This is a genomic window from Streptomyces sp. PA03-3a, assembly GCF_033792735.1.
GTDB lineage: Bacteria > Actinomycetota > Actinomycetes > Streptomycetales > Streptomycetaceae > Actinacidiphila.
Window position 1 is genome coordinate 121,829 of the sequence record NZ_JARAVM010000022.1, and the last position, 23,636, is coordinate 145,464.

A 23,636-nucleotide genomic window follows, 5' to 3' on the forward strand; every position below is an offset into this window, starting at 1 on the left:
GGCCTGGTTGCGCCCTGTCGGCGGGAAGTCGCTCAATCCCGTGGGGGCCAGCCGCGACGCTGACCGGCCGGTCGCCGGGCGGCCCGCCGGGCGGGCCGCCCGAGTGATCATCCGAGCGAGTTCCACCGGGAGTCGGTCGCGGCGGCCACGAGCTGGTCCATGCTCAGGGCGGGTGCGGAACGGGTGGGGGGCCGGTGGTAGGCGCCGGAGTTGAGTTCCGCGATGACGACCCGCAGACCGTCGGGACGCAGGGTGTCGGCCTTCCACTGCCGGATCCCTGCTCCGCCCTTGTCGCCCCGTCCCTTCTCGGTGTCCACCAGGGTGCCGTCCGGCAGGGTCTCGGGATTCGAGAAGCGCAGGTCCCCGGTGCGCTCCGGGTCCCAGTGCTGGACGTTGACCTCGACCAGAGTGGCCCCGTGGCCGTCGTCCACGGTGACGTGGGCGTAGCCCTCCTCGCCGACCGGCTCCGTGATCTTCAGCCCTGACGGCATGACCGCCTTGAGGCGCTCGAGGATCTCCTTGCCGCTCACCTCACCCGATCCCGCGGCGGGCTCCTCCGGCATGGCCGGCGGGTCGGGGAACGAGGCGAGCACCCGCTTCCACTCCGGTGCGCCCACCAGGGCGGCGAGTTGGGCCGCGCTCAACGGAGGGTGGTCCCGGGTGGTGTGCTCGGCCTTCTGCTCGGTCGCGTTCCACTCGTCGACCGCGATTACGAAGCCGTCCAGGGTGGTCAGGACGGCCCGCCAGTTCTCCGGCCCCTCGCGTTCGTCCTGGTACTCCCAGGTTTTGAGGACCACCAGCACCGACCCGTTCGCGAGTTCCGTACGCGTGCAGGCGCTGCCCTGCTTCATGGTCGTGAGGTCGGGACAACGCGTGAGGTCCCGACCGGGCGTGGCGCGGCTGAGGTCGACGGCGATCGTCGAGGCGCCGCGGCCGTCGTCCCAGAGGACCTGGGCCCTGGGCCACATGTCCGCCACGGGTTCCGTGTCCGTGGCGTGCCCGCTGAGGATCCTGCCCTCGGGGAGGAGGCCTTCGAAGAGGGCGAGCATCTTCCGGTCGGAGGGCGTCTCGGGCCCCCATCCGGGGTTGGTGTCCGTCACCGCCGCCGCGGGGCCGGTGCTCTGTGCGTCCCCGCGCGGTACGACCAGCGCGGCCGTCATCCCCGCGGCCGCCACCGCGGCGACGGTGCCGACGACGGCGGCCGTCCGGCGACGGCGGGATCGCCGGCCCCGGGTGTGGGCGGTCGCGACCAGGGCGCCGCCGTCGGTGCTGAAGGTGGCGCCGGTGCGCCGCAGTGCGGCACCGAGGTCGTCTTCGAAGGGCATGGTGGACCACCGTCCGGAGGAGAAGGGGAAGAGGAGGGAAGAGAAGGCGAGAGGGGAGGTCAGTAGGTGGAGACGAGTTCCGCGAGGCTGTCGCCGAGCAGTTCGCGGAGCTTGGCGAGGGCGCGGACCGAGCGGGTGCGCACGGCGCTGGAGCTGGCCCGCATGGCGTCGGCGGTCTCCTCGATGCTGCGGTCCTCCCAGTAGCGCAGGACCACGACCGCACGGTCCTTGGGTGGCAGCCGGGTCAGCGCGTCGAGGAGGGTGAGCCGCAGCAGCGCGGTGTCGCTGTCGGAGCCGTCGGCGCCCGCGGGCACGTCGGGGAGTTCGCCCGTGGGGGACTCGCCGCTGCTGCGCCGCCGCCGGTGGGTCAGGAAGGTGCGGACGAGCACGGTCTGGGCGTAGCCGGCGGGGTTGCCGACCCGGGACACCCGCCGCCAGGTGACGTACAGCTTGCCGAGGGTCTCCTGCACCAGATCCTCGGCGAGGTGGGTGTCACCGCCGGTGAGCAGGCACGCCGACCGGAAGAGGTGTCCCGCGCGGCTCGCCGCGAAGTCCAGGTACTCCTTTGTACGGTCCTCGTGCATGCCCCACCCCGTTGTCGTCCGGCACCGCCCTCACCTCACTGACGTCGTGAGGGCGGGAAAATGTTGCACCGCCACAGCAGGAGCACGGGGAGCAGGAGCGGAAGCGCCGCGAGGGCGAACAGCGGTCCCGGCCCCGACCAGTGCGAGCCCAGGGCCCAGAGGCCGAAGAGCAGCAGCGACCCGGCCTCGGAGCCCAGGCCGGCCAGGGAGGTGACCGTCGCGCGGGTGCGGTCGGTGATGCGCTCCTGGAGGGCGGCGTCGGCGGCGGTCGTCGCCCAGTCGAGGAGGCCGAAGGCCAGGGCCACCAGGGCCACGCCCGCCGGATGCGCGCCTGCCGCGCCCGCGGCCAGGCAGACCGCGGCCGCCACCGGTGCGAGCGGTGCCCAGCGCGTTCCGCGACCGGCGAGCCAGCCGCCGGCCATGGCTCCCGCGGTCGCCAGGAGGACGAGCAGGGGGACGTGGGACAGCCGCACGCCGGTCGCCTGAGCGAGCAGGGGGACGTACTCGTCCAGCGCGGTCGCACCGGCCAGCAGGGAGACGACCGCCACCATGCGCCCGGCGCCGGGGGTGTGCCGGGCCTGGCCCAGGGCCTCGCGCAGCAGCCCGGTGTACGAGGCGGCTGCATCGGCCTCGGCGGGGGCGGCCGCCCGGGCGCGGGGCTCCGGCAGCGCGAGGGCGGAGGCGGCGGTCAGCACGGTGACCGCGACGCTGGCGAGTCCGACGGCGCGGTCGCCGCCGGCCGCGAGGAGCGGCCCGGCCAGCGCGGTCGCGACCAGGGCCGCCGTGGTGCCGAGTGCCTGGGCCCGGCCGGTGAGGCGGGCGTAGGCGTGGCGGGCGCCGACACGGTTCAGCTCCTCGTGCACCAGGGCCTGCAGCGCCCCGGAGCGCAGCGCGGACCCGGCGCCCCACAGGACGAACCCGGCCGCGAAGGAGGCGTAGCACGGCCACAGCGTCCACAGCGTGAAGCCCGCCCCGGCCAGCAGGGGCGCGACGAAGAGCAGGGCGCGCCGGGAGAAGCGATCGGCCCACACGCCCGAGGGCACCTCGAGCAGGAACGCCGTGAGCGACCACACGGCGAACAGCGAGGAGATCCCGGCCTCGGACAGCCCGGCGCCGGCGAAGAGCACCGCGTACACCGGGTAGAGCGGGATCAGGTCCTCGAGGAAGGCGTAGGCGTAGAGCCTGCGCGCCAGAGGGGACTCCGGTGAGGATCAATGTCGCCATGTCATGGGACGAGCGTAGCCGGGTACGAACCGAATGAGGAGGCGTTTTCCATGCGTATGGGACGTACCGGGAATGAGCCCCTGCGGGCTCGCAGCGCATTGCGGACGCGGCTCGCGCTGGCGGCCTTCGGGCTGGCCTGGGCGATCGCGGGGACGGTTCTCTTCGCGGAGCTCGGGCGCACCGGGTGGGCCGTGTTCTTCGGCCTGCTGGCGCTCGCCGCGGCCACCGATCTCGTCGTGATCGTCCGGCACATCCGCCAGGGCCCGCACTGGCAGCCGGGTCGCGACGTCCCGCCCTACGAACCGCTCCGCAAACGCTGAGGCACGACCGCGGCGCCGGAACGCCGTGCGCGCGGCCGGCCACGCAGGGGTACCTACAGGCCGCAAAGGCCGAGGGCCCGGTGCTTTCGCACCGGGCCCTCGGCTTCAGTAGCGGGGACAGGATTTGAACCTGCGACCTCTGGGTTATGAGCCCAGCGAGCTACCGAGCTGCTCCACCCCGCGTCGGTGAACACAACCCTACGGGGTCTCGGCGCCAGGACCAAATCCATTTCCCGTCAGCCATCGCCGGCAGGGGATCCCGGCCACGACCGCGGCCGCCGCAAGCGCGCTGACCAGCGCCGCGACCGGGGCGGGCAAGACCGCCCAGGACGAGACGACGGCCGCGCCGAGCTGCGGCAGCACCAGCGCGACGGTCACCGCTCCGGGGACGGAACGATCACCTGCGCCTTGTCGCCGGGAGTGGCGAACACCGTCGGCAGGCCGATCAGCACGACCACGGAGAGCGCGGCGAGCGGCCAGGAGTGCCCGGACAGGGCCTACGGGGTCGCGACCCGGGCCACGAGCTCGGCGGTGAAGCGGAGGGCGGCGGTGCGCCCGTCGGGAGCGGTGGCCGGGCGGCGGGGAGATCACGGCGGCACCCTGCCGGGCCGGGCGCCCCGTAAATCCGTTGCCGGGGGCCCCGTCCCGGCGTAGCTTCGGCCGCGGCCCTGCCACCGTCCGATTGGAGAAGGCCGTTGCTCTTCTGAGGTCTGGGACACCGTGCCCGCGGCGCCGAAGCGGCGACCGCGCGGGCCGTTGTGCGACCTCGGCCGTGAGCAGCCGCCCTGTGCAGCGCCCGCCTTCCGGTGTCCCCGTGTGTCGACCCGTCGTCATTCACGAGCACCCCGGAGGACCACATGGGACATCCCACCCTGTCCATCACCTGCGTCGACCTGTCCTTCGCCTGGCCGGACGGCACTCCCGTCCTGGACGGCTTCCAGCTCGCCGTCGGCCCCGGCCGCACCGGCCTGATCGGGCTCAACGGCTCGGGGAAGTCGACCCTGCTCAGGCTCGTCGCGGGCGAACTGACCCCCACCGACGGCACGGTGCGTGTCGCCGGCGAGGTCGGGTACCTGCCGCAGGACGTCGTCCTCGACACCGCGCTGCGGGTGGACGAGGCCCTGGGCATCGCCGAGGCGCGGGCCGCCCTGCACGCCATCGAGGCCGGTGACGTACGCGAGGAGAACTTCGCGGCGGTCGGCGACGACTGGGACGTGGAGGAGCGGGCCCGGGCCGGGCTGGACGGCCTCGGGCTGGGCCACGTCGGCCTCGACCGGGTCGTCGGCGAGCTGTCCGGCGGCGAGTGCGTCCTCCTGCGGCTGGCGGCCCTGCTGCTGCGCCGGCCCGACGTGCTGCTGCTCGACGAGCCGACCAACAACCTGGACCTGGAGGCCAGGCGGCGGCTCCACGAGGCGGTCGCGGGCTGGAACGGCGTGCTGGTGGTCGTTTCCCACGACCGCGAACTGCTCCGGCACGTCGACCGGATCGCCGAACTGCGCGACGGCGGGGTCCGCTGGTACGGGGGCGACATCGAGACCTACGAGGAGGCCCTGGCCGTGGAGCAGGACGCCGCCGAGCGCATGCTGCGCGTCGCGGAGTCCGATGTGCGGCGACAGAAGCGGGAGTTGGCCGACGCCAACGTCAAGCTGGCCCGGCGGGTCCGGTACGGGCAGAAGATGTACGACACCAAGCGGGAGCCGCGCGCCGTGATGAAACTGCGCAAGCGCAGCGCCCAGGTCTCGGCGGGCAAGCACCGCGTCCTGCACACCGAGCGGCTGGCCGAGGCGAAGGACCGGCTGGACGAGGCCGTCGAGGCGGTGCGGGACGACGACGAGATCCGCGTCGACCTGCCGCACACCGCGGTCCCCGCGGGCCGGACCGTGCTGACGCTGCGTTCGCTGCGGACGGCGTACGGGGCACCGGCCGGGGACCTGGAGCTGCGCGGCCCGGAACGGATCGCGCTGGTCGGCCGGAACGGCGCCGGGAAGACGACGCTGCTGCGGACGATCACCGGCGAACTGCCCCCAGCCGCGGGTGAGGCGCTGGCACATGTGCCGCTGCGCTTCCTGCCGCAGCGGCTGGACGTCCTGGACGACGAGCTGTCGGTCGTGGCCAACGTGGCGCGGTTCGCCCCGGAGGCCACGGGCAACCGCATCCGCGCGTCGCTGGCCCGCTTCCTGTTCCGCGGCGGGCGGGCCGACCAGGCGGCCGGTTCGCTGTCGGGCGGGGAGCGGTTCCGGGCCTCGCTCGCGGCGCTGATGCTCGCCCAGCCGGCGCCGCAGCTGCTCCTGCTGGACGAGCCGACGAACAGCCTGGACATGGCGAGCGTGCGGCAGTTGACGACGGCGCTGGCCTCCTACGAGGGGGCGCTGATCGTGGCGAGCCACGACCTGGCGTTCCTGCGGGGCATCGGCGTCACGCGCTGGCTGCGGCTCGACACCGAAGGGCTGACGCTCGTAGAGCCGCTGTGACGGGTGCGGTGCCGTCCCCGGCGGCGGGGCGCCCCCCGGTGCCCCGCCGCCGGTGTCCGTGGTCCGCCCGGCGGCTCCGTCAGCGGTACAGCTTGTTGACGGCGGTCCGGGTGGTCTTCTTGAAGGCCTTCAGGGGGATCTGGTCGAGGGTGCCCATCTGGCCCCACTCGACGACGGTGACGGTGCGGCCGTCGCGGCCGATGCCGTACAGCCGGACGTTGTGCTCGGACTCGGGGGGTGCGACGTGCACGCCGTAGACGTGTGCGCCCTCCTCCACGGCGAGGCCGCCGAAGTCCTTCCAGTCGGCCTGTGAGCCCGGGTTCTGCGCCAGGAAGCGCGCGGCGCAGCCCCGCACGGACTTGCGGAGCTCGGCGGCGAGGTCGCGCGCCGCCTTGCTGTTCTTGGTCGTGAAGGTGACCTGCTGGGCGTTGGTGTCCAGTTCGGTCCAGAAGGAGCGGTGCGAGACGCCCTTGCGGGGCAGGCCGCGCAGCGTGCAGGCGGTGCCGCCCTCGGGCAGGCCGCTCTTGACCCGGTCCGCGTACCAGGGCGAGTTGGGGTACGGCGGCAGTTCCTTCGGCGCGAGGAACCTCGGTGCCGCGGTGGGCGCGGCGGTGGCGCCGGCCTCCGCGGAACCGGCGGCCAGGAGCGAGGTGGCCGCGACCGTGGACATCACGGTCACGGCGGCGCGGCGGACGAGTGTGCTGTTCAAGGTGGTTCCCCCGTGGTCAGGTCGTGGACGAGGACCGCCGCCGACGGGCGGCGGTGCTGGTCCCAGCCTGCGCGGCGCCGTCACGGCCGGCAACAGCGGCGGCGGCTTCCGGGACGCTGGAACGGTTGCGCGTACCCTGGCCTGGGGGGACGTGAGCGCCCTGGAACGGGCGGCCGGGACACGGACAGGCGTCGGGGGCGCGGGACATGGGTGGTACGGCGGCGGGCAGCGAGCACTTCGCCCGGAATTTACGTGAGCTGAAGGACCGTTCGGGGCTGAGCTACGGGCAGTTGGCGAGCCGGCTGCACGTCAGCACCTCGACCCTGCACCGCTATTGCAACGGCGACGCCGTGCCGGCGGACTACGCGGTCGTGGAGCGTCTGGCGCGGTTGTGCGGCGCGGGGCCGGAGGAACTGGTCGAGCTGCACCGCCGGTGGGTGCTCGCGGACGCGGTCCGGCGCGTGGGCAACCGCGGGGTCGCCGGTGCCGGGGCGGAGCGCGGCGAACAGGGTGACGGCGGCGCCGGGGAGGGTGGGGGCGGCGCCGGGGAGGGTGGGGGCGAGGGCGGCACGGACGGCGGCGAGGACGCCGTGCCCGCCGGTGGCGTCCCCGCCGCACCGGCACCCTTGCCGGTGCCCGAGGCGGCGGCCCCGGTCACGCCCGCCGAACTCGACCCGATCGGGACCGTCCCGCCGCCGCGGCGGCCGTGCTCCTGGCGCCGCCGGCTGTCCCGGCCGGCCGTCACCGGTTCGGTGGCCGCGCTGGTGCTCACCGGCGCCGCGCTGGCGATGACCGACGGCGCCGGCGGCGAGGGCCCGCCGGCCCGGGCCGCCACCTCCTCCTCCGCGCGCCCCGGCGGCACGGACGGCACACCCCCTTCGCCCGGCGGTACGGGTACCGTCCCGGTGTCACCCGGCGCGTCGCCCTCCGGCCGGACCCCGTCCACCGGGCCGTCGGTGAAGGACACGAAGGCCGTTCCGCGCTCCCCCAGCGGTGGCACGGCCTCCCGCACCCCGGTGCCGGCGCGGCCGCTGGTCTGGAGCGTGCGCTCGCACGTCTGGGAGAACGGCTGCGGGCATCACTACCTCATCGACCGGCCGCCCGCGGACGTCCCTCCCCCGCCGCTCTCCCAGGACGCGCGTGCCTGGGCCACCGCCCTGGGCGCGGTGCACGGCGCCACGACCATCGTCGAGACCACGATCCGCGGGCGCGGGTCGGCCCCGGTGGTGGTGCAGGCCCTGCACATCCGCGTCGTCGAGCGCCGCGACCCGCCGCGCTGGTCCTCGTACTCGATGGACAACGGCTGCGGCGGAGCGCTGACGCCCGCCGAGTACGCGGTGGACCTCGACGCGGCCCGTCCGCAGCCGCAACCGCGCGACGGCAGCGACAGCGAGCACACCCTCCCCGTGGTGCGTCTGCCCTACCAGGTCTCCGCGCAGGACCCGCTGGTGCTCCGGGTGCACGCCCGCACGGTGCGCTGCGACTGCGACTGGTTCCTGGAACTGGAGTGGAGCGCGGGCGGCCGGTCGGGCACGGTCCGCGTCGACGACGGCGGGCGTCCCTTCCGCACCAGCGGCGTCAAGGGCCGCCCCGAGTACGAGTACTGGTCCCCCGCGGGCTGGACCCGCAACTAGGCCCCGTCGCCGAAGTGCCGCCTGCCCCGGTCCTGGTGGTACGGAAGGGTCCCCACTCCCCCCGTGCGGAGTGGGGACCCCCTCCCCCGTTCCCGTCGGCCGCCTCCCCTGCGGTCAGAGGCCGAACGGCCAGATGAGGCCCTTGTTCATGGTGATGAGCACGACCAGCACCATCAGGTCGGCCGCGCCGAGCACCAGGCCCGCGATCGCCCGGACGGGACGCTCGGTGCCCCGGACGAGCGCCATGCCGCCGAGGATCAGGGCGAAGGGGCCGAGCACGATGTTGAAGGCCAGCAGGCCGACCAGGCCCAGTGCGAACGAGGCCACGGCCATGCCGTCGGAGCCGTCCGAGCCCGACCGGGCTTCCCTGGCGCGCAGTTCGCGGTCACGAGCGGGTACGTAGGAGTCCATGGGTGGGTTCCCCCCTGGGAGACGTGGGTCAGCGGTGGCGGTGGCGCCCGGCCTGCTCGCGGACGTAGAACGCGAGCAGCCAGGCACCGACCACGCCCGCGGCGACGAGGAAGACGGGGAGCGGGGTGTAGGAGACGGTGCCCAGGAGGATTCCCATGGCGACCAGGACGACGAGGAGGGTCACGGACGGGTGCCTTTCTCGGTTGCCGGACGGCACTGCGGGATGCGGACGTCGGAACTCAGTGAACAACTGGAAGAACAGTTGTTCACTGAGTCGGTAGCCTACTCTCGCACAACTCGGCGAACAGCTGTTTACTGGATGACATGAGTCACACCCTCGGGGCCCGTGAGGCCCAGAAGCAGCAGACCCGGCGGGCCCTCCTCGACGCGGGCCTGCGCCTGCTGGAGAACCAGAGCCTGAGCAGCCTGGGACTGCGCGAGGTCACCCGCGAAGTGGGCGTCGCGCCCGCCGGGTTCTACCGGCACTTTCGCGACATGGGCGACCTCGGGGTGGCCCTGGTCGCCGAGTCGCTGGGCAGTCTGCACGCCATGATCCGGGCGATCCTCGCCGAGCAGGACGACGCGGAGGAGGTCATCGCGCACTCCGTCCGCCTCATCGCCCGGCACGTGCGCGACCACCGGCCGCACATCCGCTTCATCGCCCGCGAGCGGCACGGCGGGGTGCAGGCCGTCAGGGAGGCCATCGCCGCCGAACTCTCGCTCTTCGCCGACGAGGTGGCCGAGGCGCTCGGCACGCAGCCCGTCTCGCACGGCTGGTCGCCCGAGGACGTGCACATGCTCGCCGAACTGTACGTCGACCGCATGCTGATGACGGCGATCGCCTTCATGGAGGCGCCGGCCGGCGACGCCGCGGCCGAGGAGGACATCACGCAACGGGCCCGCAAGGAGCTCTACCTGATCCACCTGGGGCGACGCCACTGGCTGGACACCTGAGGGGGAATTGACACTTGCGTGGATTCGCCATCTAAGGTGATCACATGGCTTTCGCACTCTTTAGGCGCAATCGGACGGTGGGCGGATCCGCGGACCCCGGACTGTTGCCACCGATCGCCGAGGGCGCGGGACTGATCAGCTGTCAGGTGCTCGACCCCTCCGGCCGGCCGATGGGCGGCGCCGAGGTCACCGTGTCCGACGCCCGTACCCACCGCCCGCAGGTGACGGCGACCAGCGACCCGTACGGGACGTTCCTCGCCACACTGCCGCCCGGGCACTACTCCGTGATGATCAGCGCGGACGGCATGCAGCCCTACCGGGGCACCGTGGAGATCGCGGACGGGCTGCAGTCCCCCATCGGCGCGGTGCGGTTGGCGCCGTCGCCGGAACTCGAACTGCCGCCGCCGGGCACCTGGTTCTTCGACCCTCCGCACACGGCCGTCCGGTTCATCGCCAAGCACGTCGGCATGGCCCATGTGCACGGCCGCTTCGACCGCTTCACGGGCGGCATACGCGTCGCGGAGCGCATGGAGGACTCCCACGTCGAGATCACCATCGACGCCGCGAGCATCAACACCGGCAACCGGACCCGGGACAACCACCTCCGCTCGGGCGACTTCCTGGACGTCGCCGCCTACCCCTGGATCCGCTTCGCGAGCGACCGCTTCGTGCACGAGGGCGGTTCGCGCTGGGCCGTCCACGGCCACCTCAGCATGCACGGCATCAGCCGCTCGGTGACGCTGGACACCGACTACCTGGGGTTGGCGACCGGCGGCTACGGCGAGGAGCTGCGGTGCGCGGCCCTCGCCACCGCCGAACTGCACCGCGACGACTACACCCTCAACTGGCAGAGCATGCTGGCGCGGGGCATCGCGGTGGTGGGCCCGACCATCAAGCTGGAACTCGACGTCCAGGCCATGTTCTCCCGCCACGACACCCCGACGCCGCCGGAGTAGCCGGAGTAGCCGCCGTGCGCCTCCTCAGCCCGCGGAGGGCGGAGGCGTGATGACGCCGAAGGCCGCGCCCTGCGGGTCGACGACCTGGGCGAAGCGCCCGACCTCCGGCACCTCCGTCGCGGGGACGCGGATCGTGCCGCCGGCCGACACGGCCTTGGCCAGGGTGGCGTCGCAGTCGGTCACCTCGAAGTACGGCAGCCAGTGCGCGCCCGTGCCGGCCGCGAGCATCTGCTCGTCGAGCTGCATGACGCCGCCGTGGGCGTCGCTCTCGCCGCCGCCCGCCGGGGAGATCAGGGTGTAGGCGGCGCCTGGCATCCCGGAGTCCTCGGTCCGCCAGTCGAAGACCGAGCGGTAGAAGGCCAGTGCCGTGGGCGCGTCCGTGGTGAAGAGCTCCGTCCAGTACAGCGTCCCGGGTTCGTCGACGACGTCCAGGCCCTTGTTCTCGCCCGGCTGCCACACGCAGAAGCGGGCCCCGGTCGGGTCGGCGTAGGCCGCCATCCGCCCGAGGTCGAAGACGTCCATGGGGGAGAACCGCACGCCGCCGCCCGCCTGCTCGACGGACTTGGTGGTGGCGTCGGCGTCGGCCGTCTGGAAGAACGGCTCCCAGGCCGCGGTCGTGACACCGGTTTCGTTGTTCGGTCCGATGCCGGCGACGGTCCGGCCGGCGATCCGGAACATGCCGTAGCCGCCCGCCTCCGGACCGGCCGAGAGGTGGTCCCAGCCGAAGACCTCGCGGTAGTAGGCCACGGAGGCGTCGACGTCGGGAGTGCCCAGGTCGAGCCAGTTGGGCGCGCCGGGTACGTAGTCGGTGCTGAGCATGGGGTGCTCCTTCGACGGGGGTGCTGTGCCCTGGTGACTCCCAGTCTTGCAGCGGGCACTGACAGTGCCCCCGTGTCGCCCCGTCAGCTCTGCCCGGGCTGGCTGGCGATGACCGCGAACAGCGCGCCGAAGGGGTCCGCGAGGTGCGCGAAGCGGCCGACGCCCTCGGTGTGCCGGGGCGCCATGACGACCGTGCCGCCGAGCTGCCCGGCCTTGGCCACCACCGCGTCGGCGTCGTCGACCTCGAAGTACGGCAGCCAGCGCGGGGTGACGCCGGCCTCCCGCATCTCGCCGGTGATCTCCACGATCCCGCCCAGGGAGGCCTCCCGGCCGCCGCCCGAGGTCGACAGCACGGTGTACCTGGTCGTGCCGAGCGGCACGTCCTGCGTCTGCCATTCCAGGACCGCGCCGTAGAAGGCGCCGGCCGCCGCGGCGTCCGGCGCGTACAGCTCGGCCCACCCGAGGCTGCCCGGCTCGGTGACCACGTCGAGGCCCTTGATGTCGCGGGGCTGCCACACGGCGAACTCCGCTCCCCCGGGGTCGGTGAAACCGGCCATCCGGCCGTTGGTGAAGACGTCGAAGGGCGCGACGCGCACGGTGCCGCCCGCCTGCTCGACCGCCTTGGCGGTGGCGTCGGCGTCGGCCGTCTGGAAGTAGAGCGTCCAGGAGGACCGCATGCCCTTCTCGCTGAGCGGCCCGAAGGCGGCCACGGTCTTCCCGCCGAGGCGGAAGAAGCCGTAGCCGCCGGCCTCGGGCCCGAGCGGCTGCGCGTCCCAGGAGAAGAGCCCGGTGTAGAAGGAGACCGCCGCCCCGGTGTCCGGGCTGCCGAGGTCGATCCAGTTCGGCGCGCCGTTGACGTACTGGGTGGTGAGCATGGCGGTCTCCTTGGCCTGCGTGCGTGCCCGGTGCTGCCGTGGTCCCGATGTCCGTCCTCAGTCTGGCACCGGTGCCCGGCTCGCGCCGGGCGGCGTCACTTCCCCTGGGTGAACGCGTCGTAGGCCTTGAGCACCTCGTCCGTGGGGCCGTCCATCCGCAGCGTGCCGTGCTCCAGCCAGATGGCGCGGTCGCAGGTGTCGCGGATGGACTTGTTGTTGTGGCTGACCAGGAAGACGGTGCCGGCCTCCTGGCGGAGCTCGCGGATCCGCGCCTCCGAGCGCTTGCGGAACCGGTTGTCGCCGGTCGCGAGCGCCTCGTCGATCATCAGGACGTCATGGCTCTTGGCCGCGGCGATCGAGAAGCGCAGACGGGCCGCCATGCCGGACGAGTACGTCCGCATCGGGAGCGAGATGAAGTCGCCCTTCTCGTTGATCCCGGAGAACTCGACGATCTGCTCGTAGCGCTGCCGCACCTCGTCCTGCGACATGCCCATCGCCAGGCCGCCGAGCATGACGTTGCGCTCGCCGGTCAGGTCGTTCATCAGGGCGGCGTTCACACCGAGCAGCGAGGGCTGCCCCTGGGTGTACACCTTGCCGCTCTCCGCGGGCAGCAGCCCCGCCACCGCCTTGAGCAGGGTGGACTTGCCCGAGCCGTTGGAGCCGATCAGCCCGATGGACTCGCCCCGGTGGGCGGTGAAGCTCACGCCGCGCACGGCGTGCACGGTGCGGACGTTCGGGTTGGCTCCCTTGCGGCGGACCAGCCGCGACAGGGCGTTGACCGCGGTACCGCGGCCGCTGCCCGCGCCGTGCACCCGGTACACGATGTGCAGGTCGTCCACGATCACGGTGGGGACGCGCTCGCCGCCCGGGGCGGTGTCGATGTGCTCAGCCACGGCCGTACTTCTCCTCAGCCTTCCAGAACCACACGAAGCCCCCGATACCCATGACCAGTGCCCAGCCCAGGGCGACCGCCCACACGTGGGGCGGCAGCTGCTCGGAGGTGAAGCTGTCGATCAGCGCGAAGCGCATCAGGTCGATGTAGACCGCCGCCGGGTTCAGGCCGAGCAGGATCTTCACGGCCTGCGGCGCGTGCGCCGCGACGTGGCTGATGCTGTACATCACACCGGAGGTGTACATCCAGGTGCGCAGGATGAACGGCATCAGCTGCGCGAGGTCGGTCATCTTGCTGCCGAGCCGCGCCATCACCAGCGCCAGGCCCGCGTTGAAGACCGACTGCAGCAGCAGCGCCGGGATCACGAGCAGCCAGGACGGGCCGGGCACCTCGCCGGTCATCAGCACGATGGCGAAGAGCACGAGCATCGACATCAGCAGCTGCTGCAGCTGCATGATCGTCTGCGCGATCGGCAGGCTGGCGCGGGGGAAGTGCAGGGCCCGCACCAGGCCGAGGTTGCCGGAGATGGCACGGACGCCCGCCATCACCGAGGACTGGGTGAAGGTGTAGACGAAGATGCCGGTGACCAGGAACGCGATGTAGTTGTCGACGCCGCGGTCGGTGCCCAGCAGCAGGCCGAAGATCAGGTAGTACACGGCCGCGTTGAGGAGCGGTGTCAGCACCTGCCACAGTTGGCCCAGGCGGGCCCGCGTGTACTGCGCCGAGACGCGGGCGGTGGCGTACGAGGTGATGAAGTGCCGACGTCCCCACAGCTGCCGCACGTAGGCGCCCAGGCCGGGACGGGCCCCGCTGACCGTGAGGCCGTGTCTGGCCGCCAGCTCTGCGGGGGACGGCGCCGGGGCGCCGGGCGGCGCGGTCGCCGCTGAGGAGGACTCGATGTCAAGGCTCACGAGGGTGGCGCTTCCGTTCGGGGGGTGAGGCGCGAGGGGGCGATTGTGCGCCGACGGAACGAGACCGTATCGTCGTTACCAGGACGTTAGACCACACGAGCGTTGGAACGCAACCGTTCCGTCCCGTCGTCGCGTAGGCTGCCGGACATGGCACCGGACACCGCACCCCCACGACGCGCCCCCGCCGGGGCGGCAGTGCTCCGAGACGATGTCACGGAGGCGATCCGCGCGGCCGTCTTCGCGGAACTCGCCGCGGTCGGGTACGGACGGATGTCCATCGAGGGCATCGCGCGGCGCGCGGGCGTCGGCAAGGCCGCCGTCTACCGGCGCTGGCGCTCCAAGCTTCCGCTCGTCCTCGACGTGGTCTCCGCCGTCGCGGCGGTCGGGATGCCGGCGCCCGCCACGGGCAGCCTGCTGGGCGACATCCGGATGCTGCTGGAGGTGACGGCGCGGGCGCTGCGGCACCCCGTCGCCTCGCAGATCATCCCCGACCTGCTGGCGGAGGCCGCCCGCCACCCGGAGATCGCCGAGACCCTGCAGACCGCGCTGCGGGACACCCAGCGCGGCATCGCCACGGCCATCGTCGAGGCCGCCGTCGAACGCGGCGAGCTCCCCGCCGGCACGGACTGCGACCTCGCCCTCGACCTCATCGCCGGTCCCCTCTACTGGCGCCTCGCGGTGCTCCGCTCCCCCCTCACCCCCCGCTACCTCGACCGCCTCGCCGTCGCCACGGTCGCCGCCCTGGCGGCCTCGGCCTGACGCCAGCGCGCCCCGGGGGCGCGGCGAACGGCCGGGGCCGCCCGCCGGCCCGGTGCGGTCGGCGGGCGGCCCCGTGGCGGTCGCGTCCCGCGCGGGCCGCGGCCCGGTCAGATCGTGGACGCGTCGATCACGAAGCGGTAGCGCACGTCGCTCGCGAGGATGCGCCGGAAGGCCTCGTTGATCCGGTCGGCGGGGATCAGCTCGATCTCCGCGCCGATGCCGTGCCGCGCACAGAAGTCCAGCATCTCCTGGGTCTCCGCGATGCCGCCGATCAGGGAACCGGCTATGGTCCTGCGGCCGTTGATCACGGAGAACAGGTCCAGGGAGATCGGCTCCTCGGGCAGGCCGAGGTTGACCAGCGCGCCGTCGGTCCTCAGCAGCTTGAGGTAGGCGCCGAAGTCGAGCGGTGCCGAGACGGTGGACAGGATGGTGTCGAAGGTGCCCTTGAGCTCCTCGAACGTCCTCGGGTCGCTGGTGGCGCGGTAGTGGTCGGCGCCCAGCCGCAGTCCGTCGTCCTTCTTGCTCAGGGACTGCGAGAGCACCGTCACCTCGGCACCGAGCGCATGGGCGATCTTGACGGCCAGGTGACCGAGGCCGCCCATGCCCAGGACCGCCACCTTCCTGCCCGGTCCGGCCCCGAAGTGCCGGAGCGGGGAGTAGGTGGTGATGCCGGCGCAGAGCAGGGGCGCGGCCACGTCCAGGGAGAGGCCGTCCGGGATGCGCAGGACGTAGTTCACGTCGACGACGACGGTCCGGGAGTAGCCGCCGTACGTCGGCTCGCCGTCCCTGCCGACCGCGTTGTACGTGAAGATCATGCCGCCGCCCGTGCAGTACTGCTCCAGGCCCGCCCTGCAGTTGTCGCAGGTACGGCACGAGTCGACCATGCAGCCGACGCCCACCCGGTCACCGACCTCGAACTTCGTGACACCTGGGCCGACTTCGGAGACGACGCCGGCGATCTCGTGGCCGGGGACCATCGGGAAGATCGCCTCACCCCAGCCCTCGTCGACCTGGTGGATGTCGGAATGGCAGATGCCGGAGTACTTGACGTCGATCAGGACGTCGAACTCGCCGACCGCGCGACGCCGGATGGTGGTGCGCTCCAGCGGGGACTTGGGGGCGTGAGCGGCGTACGCGTGGGTGGTGCTGGTCATGTCCGTGGTCTCCTCATGGATCGGTGCCGTGACGCTCGGTGATCGCGGCAGGCGGCGGCCCCGATGCGCTCGGGGACGCCGTCCGCGGGAGGGAGGGGGACCGGGAACGGGGGCTCGGCTGGATCCGTGCCTGCCCGGTGGGCCTCCGAGATCCAGGACACCACGCGGCAACCGGGCCGCGGGGGCCGCTTTCGGGCCCTGACCTGCCGGGGAATCGGCTGCGTAGGACTCGGCGACCCCCTTTCCCGGGTCGCCCGCGCCACCCCGCGAGCGAGAATGGACGCATGGCCCGCAACGTCGAGCTCAGCGAGTTCCTGCGTCGATCACGCGCCCGCATCAGCCCCGAATCGGCCGGGCTGCCCGAACGGGGCGCCTACCGGCGGGTGCCGGGGCTGCGCCGCGAGGAGGTCGCCCAACTGGCAGGAGTGAGCACCGACTACTACACGCGGCTGGAGCAGGGGCGGCAGATCAGCCCCTCGGCCGGCGTGCTGGAGGCGGTGGCCGCCGCGCTGCGGCTCGACGCCGCGGAACGTGCCCACCTGTTCGACCTCACCGGGCCCAAGCCCGGTACCGCCCGCCGCCGCTCGGCGCCGACCGTCCAGCGCGTCAGGCCCGGGATGCGCCGGTTCATGGACTCCTTCGTCGACCAGGCCGCCTTCGTGCTCGGGCGCCGCACCGACGTACTGGCCGCCAACCACCTGGCCCGCGCGCTGATGGCGGATTTCGACGCCATGCCGGCACGCGAGCGCAACCTCACCCGCTGGATCCTGCTGGACGAGGCCGCCCGCGCCCTGTACCCGGACTGGGAGCAGGTCGCCGCCGAGATGACCGCCACCCTCCGTCTCGACGCCGGCCGCCACCCCGAGGACACCCGCACCGCCGAGCTGGTGGGCGAACTGGCCATGAAGAGCGAGCACTTCCGCCGCTGGTGGGCCGACCACAAGGTCTTCGACCGCACCCACGGGAGCAAGCGCCACCACCACCCCGTCGTCGGCGACCTGACCGTCGAGTACCAGGCGTTCACGATGCCGGGCGAGCCCGACCAGACCCTGTTCATGTACCTGCCGGCTGGGGAGCAGGCCTCGCAGGACGCCTGGAAGCTGCTCGCGAGCTGGAGCGCCCGGGAGCCGGAGGCACCACGGGACACCGGCGGGCACGACGGCGCTCCCGCCCGCGCCGGCACCACCCGGGGGTTCGACCGGCGTTCCGCCTGACGGCGTCCCGCGGGGGACGACGCGGCGGTGCCGCGGCCGGTGCCGCGCTTCAGCCGCGGGGGACGGCGAAGTCGTCGAGGCGGGCGTGTTCCGGGGTGAGGGAGGACCAGGGGCCGGGCCAGGCCAGGACGGCGAGGGCCGAGGTCGGGAACTTGTCGGCGGCGCGGAGGAGGGCGTCCGCGCGGGCCTCGCCCGTCAGGCGCAGGACGAGGTCCTGGACGCCGGGGTTGTGGCCGACCAGCAGAAGGGTCCCGGCGTCCTCGGGTGCCTCGCGCAGGACGTCGAGGAGGGCGCGGGCAGTGGCCGCGTAGACCCGCTCGTCGAGGCGCACCGGCGCGGGCGCCCGGGCGCCCAGTGCCTCCGCGGCGAGTTCCCAGGTCTCCTGGGTGCGCCGGGAGGTCGAGCAGATCACCAGGTCGGGCGTATGCCCGGCCTCGCGCAGCCAGCGGCCGACGGCCGGGGCGTCGCGGCGGCCGCGGGGGCCGAGGGGACGTTCGTGGTCGGGGACGTCCGGGGGCCAGGCGGACTTGGCGTGCCGCAGCACGACGAGCCGTCGCGCTCCCCCCGCGGGGCGCCTCACGACCGCACCCCGCCGACCTCGCCGGTCAGCTCCAGGGCGAGCACGCGGTCCGCCCGGGCGAACGTCTCGAAGCGGGAGCCGTCCGGCAGGGCGGTCTCCTCCTCCAGCCGGTCCAGGGCCGCCAGGCAGGCGGCGGTGTCGAGGTCCGCGCGCAGGGCCGCCTCGAGGCGTTCGACGTACTCGGCGCACATGGCCTTGGACGGCGACTGCGCCCAGCGGGCCACCGCGCCGCGCCAGTGCCGCAGCCCGTCCTCCGCCGCCTCGACGGCTCGCGGGGTCAGCTCCGCGGGGGCCCGGCGGTCCAGCCGGAGCAGCGCGAGCCGTAGCGCGGGGCCGGGAGCGGCCACCTCGTCCGGGTGAACGGGTCCGACGTCCAGGCGGGGGCCGCCGGTGTCCGTGCCCGCCGGGGCGACGTGCACCCGGGCCGGTCCGGCGAGCGCCTCCTCGACCTCGTGCTCGGTGTCGCAGCGGGCCTCGCGGGGCCTGATGCCCAGCGCCGCGGCGGCGGCGTCGAGTGCGGGGTCGGCCGGGCCCACCACGGCGACCAGCGCCTGCCCGCCATAGGTCTCCGCGGTGCGCGCCAGCACGTCCGCGACCAGCAGCACCCGCAGCGCGGCCGTCCCGCCCACGTCGCCGGTGTGGGCCAGCACCCGCAGCGGCGCGCGCCGCCCCGGGTCGAGTTTTACGGGCTCGCCGTTCCTGCCGTCCACGATGCGCAGCACGCCTTCGAATCTAACCCGTGCGGCCCACCGGCGCAGGTGCCCTTCGCGGGTGACGGGGTCTCGCGTGACGCTCGGGCCACGGGTGACGGCGCCCCGCGGACCGCCCCCGCATCCCCTGGGCGCGTACCCGGACGGGACGCATGTCGCGCGGCCGTGAAGTGCCGTGCACGCCGGGGGACTTCCGGCCGGCCGACACCCGGACCCGTACGCGCCGACGGGCTGTCGGCCGCGCGCACCGTCCGGCCGCGGCCCGGCGGACGTACGTGGCGGCCGCCCGTCGGGCGGGCGGGCGGGCGGGCGGAGCGCGTCCGTGGCGTCGTCGCCCGCCGAAACGCCGGTGGAGCACGCGCGGCAGCGCCTCCAGGCACTCGGGAGGGATCTCACCTCGGAAGGGCCGCGGACCTGCTCATCGCGGGGCTCGGCACCCCGTCCCGCGCGGACCGGGACGACTCAGGCCGCGCGCACGGCCGTTCCGGACGCGGGGACGGCGGCGGGCCCGCCGGCGCCCGACCACGCCCGGCGCGTGGGCTCTTCACCCGGTGGCGGCCGGGCCCGCGCACGGCTGCCGCCGTCCGGATCTGCCGCGGCGGTCAGTCCCCGGTGGGCGCTGAGGTGTCGCGGTCGGGCCCCTGGGCGCGGACGCGCTGGACGTGCTCAAGGGAATCGCGCAGGTCGCCGAGCCAGGTGTCGGTGTTTCCGAGGACGAGGCGGACGCACCAGGCGAGGGCCTCGCTGCGGCTGCGGGCGACACCGCCCGCGACAAGGGTGTCGAGGACCTGCCGCTCGGGCTGGCGCAGCCGGGTCATGACGGGGACGGAGACGGTGGTGTACATGGCCCGGCGCCCGCCGCACTCCACGCCCCAGGAGACCCTGCGCCCGAAGCGGTGCTCCGCCTCGCGGGCGACGGCGACGCGGTCCTCGCGGGTGCGCTCCCGGAACTCCGCGATCCGCCCGTCGAGCGCGGCCTCGCGCTCCACGGCCGACGCCTCGGCACCGACCGCGGGCGCGGGGATGCGGCCGACGACGGTGATCTCCTCGCGGTCGACGGTCACGTCCACGAGTGCCTCGAAGAGCCCTTCGGGGAGCCGCCCGGCGAGCCAGCCGCGCAGCGCCTTCCTCTGCTCGCTCGTAATCATGTAATCAACATTACGCCTCGGATTTCCGAGCGCAAGAGGGCTGTGAAACTCGCGTCCGAGGCGTCGCGCTGTCCCCGGGCGCGACTTACAGTTGCGCGTATCAGAGCAGAACGGGGGATTCGCCACGCGGCGCCTCTGGGAGGGCATATGACCCGCATCTCGGTGAAGGTGGACGGCACGGCCTACGAGGACGAGGTGGAGCCCCGCCTCCTGCTCGTCCATTACCTGCGGGACCGGCTCGGCCTGACCGGTACCCCCGTCGGGTGCGACACCACGAACTGCGGGGCCTGCACGGTGGACCTCGACGGGAAGAGTGTGAAGAGCTGCTCGGTGCTCGCCGTCCAGGCCGACGGCGGCGAGGTGACGACGATCCAGGGGCTGGCCTCCGCCGACGGCGAGTGGCACCCGCTGCAGAGGGCCTTCCACGAACAGCACGCGCTGCAGTGCGGCTTCTGCACTCCCGGCATGATCATGGCCGCCCGCGACCTGCTGCGGGAGAACCCCGACCCCACACCCGAGGAGGTCCGCGAGGGACTGGAGGGCAACCTCTGCCGCTGCACGGGCTACATGAACATCGTGCGCGCCGTGCTGGCGGCCGCCGCCGAGGAACGCCGGCACCGGGCGCCCGAGCCCGGCGCAGTCGCGGAGCATGCCGAGCCGCGCACGGCCGGGAGCGGGGCGCCGGTATGACCGACCAGCTCACCGGACGCGAACCCGAGGTCGGCCGGGCCCGGGTCCGCAAGGAGGACGCCCGGCTGGTAACCGGCCGGACCAACTGGACCGACAACATCACCGTCCCGGGCCTGCTGCACATCGCCATCCTGCGCAGCCCCATGGCGCACGCCCGTATCGAGCGGATCGACGTCACGCCCGCCCTGGAGCGGCCGGGGGTCGTCGCCGCCTACAGCGGCCGAGACCTGGCCGAGGGGCTCGGGTCGCTGCCGTGCGCCTGGCCCGTCACCGAGGACATCGTGCTGCCCGAGCACCCGCCGGTCGCCGTCGACGAGGTCCGCCACACCGGCGACCCGGTCGCGGTCGTCGTCGCCCGGGACCGCTACGCGGCCGCCGACGCGCTGGAGGCGATCGACGTCGACTACGAGCCGCTGCCCCCCGTCCTCGACATGGAGGCGGCGCTCGCCGAGGGCGCTCCGCTGGTCCACGCGGACAAGGGGACCAACCGCTGCTACACCTGGCCGCTGGCGACCGGCGAGGACTACGCGACGGTGCGCGAGCGGGCCGACGTGGTGCTGCGCCGGCGCTTCGTTCAGCAGCGGCTCATCCCCAACGCCATGGAACCGAGGGCCGTCGTGGCGGTCCCGCCGGACACCTCGGACCAGTACACCCTGTACTCCGCGACGCAGATCCCGCACATCGTCCGGGTGATGATGGCCGTCGTCACCGGCATCCCCGAGCACCGGCTCCGCGTCGTCGCGCCGGACGTCGGCGGCGGCTTCGGCTCCAAGCTCCAGGTCTACGGCGAGGAGGCGATCGGCCTGGCCGTCGCCCGCAAGCTCGGCCGCCCCGTGAAGTGGACGGAGTCCCGGTCGGAGGGCTATCTGGCCACCCACCACGGCCGGGACCAGATCCAGGACCTCGAACTCGCCGCGACGCGCGAGGGCAGGCTGCTCGGCCTGAAGGTGGACCTGCTCGCCGACATGGGCGCGTACCTGATGATCGTGACGCCGGGCGTCCCGCTGCTCGGGGCGTTCATGTTCCCCGGCATCTACAAGATGGACGCCTACGACTTCACCTGCACGGGCGTCTTCACCACCAAGACCCCCACCGACGCGTACCGCGGCGCGGGCCGCCCCGAGGCGACGTTCGCCATCGAGCGCATGATGGACGAACTCGCCGCCGAACTCGGCATGGACCCGGTCGAGGTGCGCCGCCGCAACTGGATCGGCCACGACGAGTTCCCGTACACCACCATCGGCGGCCTCACCTACGACAGCGGGAACTACGAGTCGGCGACGGACAAGGCGCTCGCCCTCTTCGGCTACGACGACCTGCGGTCCGAGCAGCGCAAGCGCGAGGAGCGCGGCGACCCGGTGCGGCTCGGCATCGGCGTGTCGACGTACACCGAGATGTGCGGGCTCGCGCCCAGCCGGATCCTGCGCGACCTGCGCTACGGCGCGGGAGGTTGGGAGGCGGCGTCCATCCGCATGCTGCCCACCGGCAAGGTCGAGGTGCTGACCGGCACCAGCCCGCACGGCCAGGGCCATGTGACGAGCTGGAGCCAGATCGCGGCGGACGTGCTGGGCGTGCCCTTCGAGGACGTCGAGGTGCTGCACGGCGACACGCGCACGGTGCCGCAGGGCATGGACACCTATGGATCGCGCTCGCTGGTCGTGGGCGGGGTGGCCGTGCACCGCGCCGCGCGGAAGGTGGTGGACAAGGCCCGCAAGGTCGCCGCGCACCTTCTGGAGGCGAGCGAGGACGACCTGGACTTCGCCGACGGCGTCTTCTCGGTCAAGGGCTCCCCGGACGCGCGCAGGACCATCCAGGAGGTGGCGTTCGCGACGTTCACCTCGCACGACCTGCCCGACGGGCTGGAACCGACGATCAACGCCGAGCACGTGGAGGACCCGGAGGCCTTCTCCTACCCGCACGGCACGCACCTGTGCGCGGTGGAGGTGGACACCGAGACCGGCCGGGTCCGGATCCGCAGTTACGTGTGCGTGGACGACGTCGGAAAGGTCGTCAACCCGATGATCGTGGAGGGCCAGGTGCACGGCGGTCTCGCCCAGGGCATCGCCCAGGCCCTGTTCGAGGAGGCCGTGTACGACGCGGAGGGCAACCTGGTGTCCGGCACCATGGCCGACTATTTGGTGCCCTGCGCCGCCGACCTGCCCGACTTCCTCACCGACCGCACCGAGACGCCGGCGACCACCAACCCGCTGGGCGTGAAGGGCGTCGGCGAGGCCGGGACGATCGCCTCGACCCCCGCGGTGGTCAACGCCGTGGTCGACGCCCTGCGCCCGCTGGGCGTCACGGACGTGCAGATGCCGTGCACGCCGGAACGGGTCTGGCGGGCCCTGCGGGACGCGCGGTCCGCCCGGCCGGAGGAGGACGGCTCATGATTCCCGCGTCGTTCGACTACGCCAGGCCCCGCTCCGTGGAGGAGGCGGTGAGGCAGCTCGCGCTCGCCGGGGAGGACGCGAAGGTGCTGGCCGGCGGCCAGAGCCTGCTGCCGATCCTGCGGATGCGGCTCGCCTTCCCCGAACTCCTCGTGGACGTCGGCCGGATCCCCAGCCTGCGCGGGGTGCGGGCCGACGGGGACACCCTCGTCATCGGCGCCCTGACCTCGCACCACGATGTCGTGCACGACCCGCTGGTGCGGCGGCACGCCGGGCTGCTGGCCGCCGCCACGGCCACGGTGGCCGATCCGGCGGTGCGGCACCGCGGCACGATCGGCGGCTCCCTCGCCCATGCCGACCCGGCCGGGGACGTACCCGCGGCCGTCCTCGCGCTGGACGCCGAGCTGGTCGTCCAGGGCCCGGACGGGCGGCGGAGCGTCCCGGCGCGGGAGTTCTTCACCGACTACCTGCAGACGGCGCTGCGGCCGGACGAACTGCTGGTGGAGGTGCGGGTGCCCAAGGCCGACGCCTGGGGCTTCCACTACGAGAAGTTCCAGCTCAGCGCCCAGGCCTGGGCCGTGGTGGGGGTGGCCGCGCTGGTGCGGCGCGACGACGGCCGCATCGTCGAGTCCCGTGTCGGTCTGTCCAACATGGGGCCCACCCCGGTACGCGCCACCGCCTGCGAGGCGGCACTCGCGGGCGCCGACGCCGCGCCGCAGGCGGTGGCCTCGGCCGCCGACAGCGCGGCGGAGGGCACCCGGCCGGCGTCCGACCTGTCGGCGTCCGCCGAGTACCGAGGGCACCTGGCCAGGGTGCTGACCCGCAGGGCCGTCCTCGCCGCGGCGGACCTGACATGAGGAGCGGACGCAGCGCATGACCTGGCCGGCGCACGGGAATCCGCCGGGGTGG

General features: G+C 73.6%; 24 protein-coding genes and 1 tRNA gene. 10 read left to right on the forward strand and 15 right to left on the reverse strand.

Annotation, left to right across the window (positions count from 1 at the left end; all coding sequences use genetic code 11):
• Nucleotides 1-107: 107 nt before the first annotated feature.
• From PV342_RS25555 to PV342_RS25565, 3 genes are read right to left on the reverse strand one after another with little or no spacing between them, the layout of a single operon-like run.
• Nucleotides 108-1,325, reverse strand: a complete 1,218-nt coding sequence (locus PV342_RS25555) for a hypothetical protein (RefSeq protein ID WP_500318760.1) — start codon at nt 1,323-1,325, stop codon at nt 108-110.
• A gap of 59 nt (nt 1,326-1,384) precedes the next feature.
• Nucleotides 1,385-1,909: a SigE family RNA polymerase sigma factor gene (locus PV342_RS25560; protein ID WP_018558090.1), complete on the reverse strand. Its 525-nt coding sequence runs from the start codon at nt 1,907-1,909 to the stop codon at nt 1,385-1,387.
• A gap of 35 nt (nt 1,910-1,944) precedes the next feature.
• Nucleotides 1,945-3,045 carry an MFS transporter gene (locus tag PV342_RS25565; RefSeq protein ID WP_500318761.1) on the reverse strand — a complete coding sequence of 367 codons (1,101 nt, stop codon included), beginning with the start codon at nt 3,043-3,045 and terminating at the stop codon, nt 1,945-1,947.
• Between the two features lie 138 nt (nt 3,046-3,183).
• Between PV342_RS25565 and PV342_RS25570 the strand changes: the two genes are divergently transcribed.
• Nucleotides 3,184-3,453, forward strand: coding sequence for a DUF6343 family protein (locus PV342_RS25570; protein WP_386993360.1), 270 nt, complete (start codon nt 3,184-3,186; stop codon nt 3,451-3,453).
• Nucleotides 3,454-3,562: 109 nt separating this feature from the next.
• Here the strand turns inward: PV342_RS25570 and PV342_RS25575 are convergent.
• Nucleotides 3,563-3,636 (reverse strand) — tRNA-Met (locus tag PV342_RS25575).
• A gap of 674 nt (nt 3,637-4,310) precedes the next feature.
• Here PV342_RS25575 and PV342_RS25580 point away from each other — a divergent pair.
• Nucleotides 4,311-5,924: an ABC-F family ATP-binding cassette domain-containing protein gene (locus PV342_RS25580; RefSeq protein WP_500318762.1), complete on the forward strand. Its 1,614-nt coding sequence runs from the start codon at nt 4,311-4,313 to the stop codon at nt 5,922-5,924.
• Between the two features lie 79 nt (nt 5,925-6,003).
• On the opposite strand, the gene PV342_RS25585 is transcribed toward PV342_RS25580, so the two are convergent.
• On the reverse strand, nt 6,004-6,633 hold the full coding sequence (locus tag PV342_RS25585) for a hypothetical protein (protein WP_329184502.1): 630 nt from the start codon (nt 6,631-6,633) through the stop codon (nt 6,004-6,006).
• Between the two features lie 206 nt (nt 6,634-6,839).
• On the opposite strand from PV342_RS25585, the gene PV342_RS25590 reads away from it, so the two are divergent.
• Nucleotides 6,840-8,267 (forward strand): helix-turn-helix domain-containing protein, encoded by a 1,428-nt coding sequence (locus PV342_RS25590; RefSeq protein WP_500318763.1) that lies wholly within the window; start codon nt 6,840-6,842, stop codon nt 8,265-8,267.
• Nucleotides 8,268-8,381: 114 nt separating this feature from the next.
• Here the strand turns inward: PV342_RS25590 and PV342_RS25595 are convergent, their stop codons facing one another.
• Nucleotides 8,382-8,678 (reverse strand): DUF4190 domain-containing protein, encoded by a 297-nt coding sequence (locus PV342_RS25595; RefSeq protein WP_500318764.1) that lies wholly within the window; start codon nt 8,676-8,678, stop codon nt 8,382-8,384.
• A 28-nt stretch (nt 8,679-8,706) separates the two neighbouring features.
• On the reverse strand, nt 8,707-8,862 hold the full coding sequence (locus PV342_RS25600; RefSeq protein WP_500318765.1) for a hypothetical protein: 156 nt from the start codon (nt 8,860-8,862) through the stop codon (nt 8,707-8,709).
• Between the two features lie 140 nt (nt 8,863-9,002).
• Between PV342_RS25600 and PV342_RS25605 the strand changes: the two genes are divergently transcribed.
• Nucleotides 9,003-9,632 carry a TetR family transcriptional regulator gene (locus PV342_RS25605; RefSeq protein WP_400807586.1) on the forward strand — a complete coding sequence of 210 codons (630 nt, stop codon included), beginning with the start codon at nt 9,003-9,005 and terminating at the stop codon, nt 9,630-9,632.
• A gap of 44 nt (nt 9,633-9,676) precedes the next feature.
• On the forward strand, nt 9,677-10,588 hold the full coding sequence (locus PV342_RS25610; protein ID WP_400807589.1) for a YceI family protein: 912 nt from the start codon (nt 9,677-9,679) through the stop codon (nt 10,586-10,588).
• 24 nt (nt 10,589-10,612) lie between these two features.
• Here the strand turns inward: PV342_RS25610 and PV342_RS25615 are convergent, their stop codons facing one another.
• The 4 genes from PV342_RS25615 to PV342_RS25630 form a co-directional block, all read right to left on the reverse strand.
• Nucleotides 10,613-11,407, reverse strand: a complete 795-nt coding sequence (locus PV342_RS25615; RefSeq protein ID WP_500318766.1) for a VOC family protein — start codon at nt 11,405-11,407, stop codon at nt 10,613-10,615.
• An 83-nt stretch (nt 11,408-11,490) separates the two neighbouring features.
• Complete coding sequence (locus tag PV342_RS25620; RefSeq protein WP_500318767.1) at nt 11,491-12,282, reverse strand: VOC family protein; 792 nt, start codon at nt 12,280-12,282, stop codon at nt 11,491-11,493.
• Between the two features lie 95 nt (nt 12,283-12,377).
• Nucleotides 12,378-13,175, reverse strand: a complete 798-nt coding sequence (locus PV342_RS25625) for an ABC transporter ATP-binding protein (protein ID WP_386993368.1) — start codon at nt 13,173-13,175, stop codon at nt 12,378-12,380.
• Entirely contained in the window at nt 13,168-14,085 is a 918-nt protein-coding gene (locus PV342_RS25630; protein WP_386993369.1) for an ABC transporter permease, read from the reverse strand. The genes PV342_RS25625 and PV342_RS25630 overlap by 8 nt, the downstream gene beginning before the upstream one ends.
• Before the next feature lie 147 nt (nt 14,086-14,232).
• Between PV342_RS25630 and PV342_RS25635 the strand changes: the two genes are divergently transcribed.
• A complete protein-coding gene (locus tag PV342_RS25635) occupies nt 14,233-14,844 on the forward strand; it encodes a TetR/AcrR family transcriptional regulator (RefSeq protein ID WP_026250790.1) in 612 nt (203 codons plus the stop codon).
• Nucleotides 14,845-14,951: 107 nt separating this feature from the next.
• Here PV342_RS25635 and PV342_RS25640 read toward each other — a convergent pair whose 3' ends face one another.
• A complete protein-coding gene (locus tag PV342_RS25640) occupies nt 14,952-15,998 on the reverse strand; it encodes an NAD(P)-dependent alcohol dehydrogenase (protein ID WP_500318768.1) in 1,047 nt (348 codons plus the stop codon).
• 284 nt (nt 15,999-16,282) lie between these two features.
• On the opposite strand from PV342_RS25640, the gene PV342_RS25645 reads away from it, so the two are divergent.
• Complete coding sequence (locus PV342_RS25645; protein ID WP_449706837.1) at nt 16,283-17,212, forward strand: helix-turn-helix transcriptional regulator; 930 nt, start codon at nt 16,283-16,285, stop codon at nt 17,210-17,212.
• 49 nt (nt 17,213-17,261) lie between these two features.
• Here the strand turns inward: PV342_RS25645 and PV342_RS25650 are convergent, their stop codons facing one another.
• From PV342_RS25650 to abmR, 3 genes are all read right to left on the reverse strand, one after another.
• Nucleotides 17,262-17,792: a SixA phosphatase family protein gene (locus PV342_RS25650; protein ID WP_386993372.1), complete on the reverse strand. Its 531-nt coding sequence runs from the start codon at nt 17,790-17,792 to the stop codon at nt 17,262-17,264.
• Nucleotides 17,789-18,514: a hypothetical protein gene (locus PV342_RS25655; protein WP_400807600.1), complete on the reverse strand. Its 726-nt coding sequence runs from the start codon at nt 18,512-18,514 to the stop codon at nt 17,789-17,791. Before PV342_RS25655 ends, PV342_RS25650 begins: the two co-directional genes overlap by 4 nt.
• A 590-nt stretch (nt 18,515-19,104) precedes the next feature.
• Nucleotides 19,105-19,650: an ATP-binding transcription factor AbmR gene (abmR, locus tag PV342_RS25660; protein WP_500318769.1), complete on the reverse strand. Its 546-nt coding sequence runs from the start codon at nt 19,648-19,650 to the stop codon at nt 19,105-19,107.
• A 147-nt stretch (nt 19,651-19,797) separates the two neighbouring features.
• Here abmR and PV342_RS25665 point away from each other — a divergent pair, with 147 nt between their 5' ends.
• Genes PV342_RS25665 through PV342_RS25675 form a run of 3 tightly spaced genes read left to right on the forward strand, consistent with a single transcriptional unit; the run spans nt 19,798 to nt 23,584 of the window.
• Nucleotides 19,798-20,340 carry a (2Fe-2S)-binding protein gene (locus PV342_RS25665; protein WP_386993376.1) on the forward strand — a complete coding sequence of 181 codons (543 nt, stop codon included), beginning with the start codon at nt 19,798-19,800 and terminating at the stop codon, nt 20,338-20,340.
• Nucleotides 20,337-22,730 (forward strand): xanthine dehydrogenase family protein molybdopterin-binding subunit, encoded by a 2,394-nt coding sequence (locus tag PV342_RS25670; protein ID WP_018558063.1) that lies wholly within the window; start codon nt 20,337-20,339, stop codon nt 22,728-22,730. Before PV342_RS25665 ends, PV342_RS25670 begins: the two co-directional genes overlap by 4 nt.
• The gene (locus PV342_RS25675; protein WP_500318770.1) at nt 22,727-23,584 is read left to right on the forward strand and encodes an FAD binding domain-containing protein; all 858 of its coding nucleotides are present in this window, start codon (nt 22,727-22,729) and stop codon (nt 23,582-23,584) included. The genes PV342_RS25670 and PV342_RS25675 overlap by 4 nt, the downstream gene beginning before the upstream one ends.
• The last annotated feature ends 52 nt before the right edge of the window (nt 23,585-23,636 follow it).

Excerpts from the sequence above, each read along its gene's own strand:
- PV342_RS25670 (WP_018558063.1), top strand. The coding sequence starts at position 20,337 with ATGACCGACCAGCTCACCGGACGCGAACCCGAGGTCGGCCGGGCCCGG.
- PV342_RS25620 (WP_500318767.1), bottom strand. The coding sequence starts at position 12,282 with ATGCTCACCACCCAGTACGTCAACGGCGCGCCGAACTGGATCGACCTC.
- abmR (WP_500318769.1), bottom strand. The coding sequence starts at position 19,650 with ATGATTACGAGCGAGCAGAGGAAGGCGCTGCGCGGCTGGCTCGCCGGG.
- PV342_RS25590 (WP_500318763.1), top strand. The coding sequence starts at position 6,840 with ATGGGTGGTACGGCGGCGGGCAGCGAGCACTTCGCCCGGAATTTACGT.
- PV342_RS25645 (WP_449706837.1), top strand. The coding sequence starts at position 16,283 with ATGGCCCGCAACGTCGAGCTCAGCGAGTTCCTGCGTCGATCACGCGCC.
- PV342_RS25610 (WP_400807589.1), top strand. The coding sequence starts at position 9,677 with ATGGCTTTCGCACTCTTTAGGCGCAATCGGACGGTGGGCGGATCCGCG.
- PV342_RS25615 (WP_500318766.1), bottom strand. The coding sequence starts at position 11,407 with ATGCTCAGCACCGACTACGTACCCGGCGCGCCCAACTGGCTCGACCTG.
- PV342_RS25675 (WP_500318770.1), top strand. The coding sequence starts at position 22,727 with ATGATTCCCGCGTCGTTCGACTACGCCAGGCCCCGCTCCGTGGAGGAG.
- PV342_RS25605 (WP_400807586.1), top strand. The coding sequence starts at position 9,003 with ATGAGTCACACCCTCGGGGCCCGTGAGGCCCAGAAGCAGCAGACCCGG.
- PV342_RS25635 (WP_026250790.1), top strand. The coding sequence starts at position 14,233 with ATGGCACCGGACACCGCACCCCCACGACGCGCCCCCGCCGGGGCGGCA.
- PV342_RS25560 (WP_018558090.1), bottom strand. The coding sequence starts at position 1,909 with ATGCACGAGGACCGTACAAAGGAGTACCTGGACTTCGCGGCGAGCCGC.
- PV342_RS25570 (WP_386993360.1), top strand. The coding sequence starts at position 3,184 with ATGCGTATGGGACGTACCGGGAATGAGCCCCTGCGGGCTCGCAGCGCA.
- PV342_RS25640 (WP_500318768.1), bottom strand. The coding sequence starts at position 15,998 with ATGACCAGCACCACCCACGCGTACGCCGCTCACGCCCCCAAGTCCCCG.
- PV342_RS25595 (WP_500318764.1), bottom strand. The coding sequence starts at position 8,678 with ATGGACTCCTACGTACCCGCTCGTGACCGCGAACTGCGCGCCAGGGAA.
- PV342_RS25555 (WP_500318760.1), bottom strand. The coding sequence starts at position 1,325 with ATGCCCTTCGAAGACGACCTCGGTGCCGCACTGCGGCGCACCGGCGCC.
- PV342_RS25580 (WP_500318762.1), top strand. The coding sequence starts at position 4,311 with ATGGGACATCCCACCCTGTCCATCACCTGCGTCGACCTGTCCTTCGCC.
- PV342_RS25665 (WP_386993376.1), top strand. The coding sequence starts at position 19,798 with ATGACCCGCATCTCGGTGAAGGTGGACGGCACGGCCTACGAGGACGAG.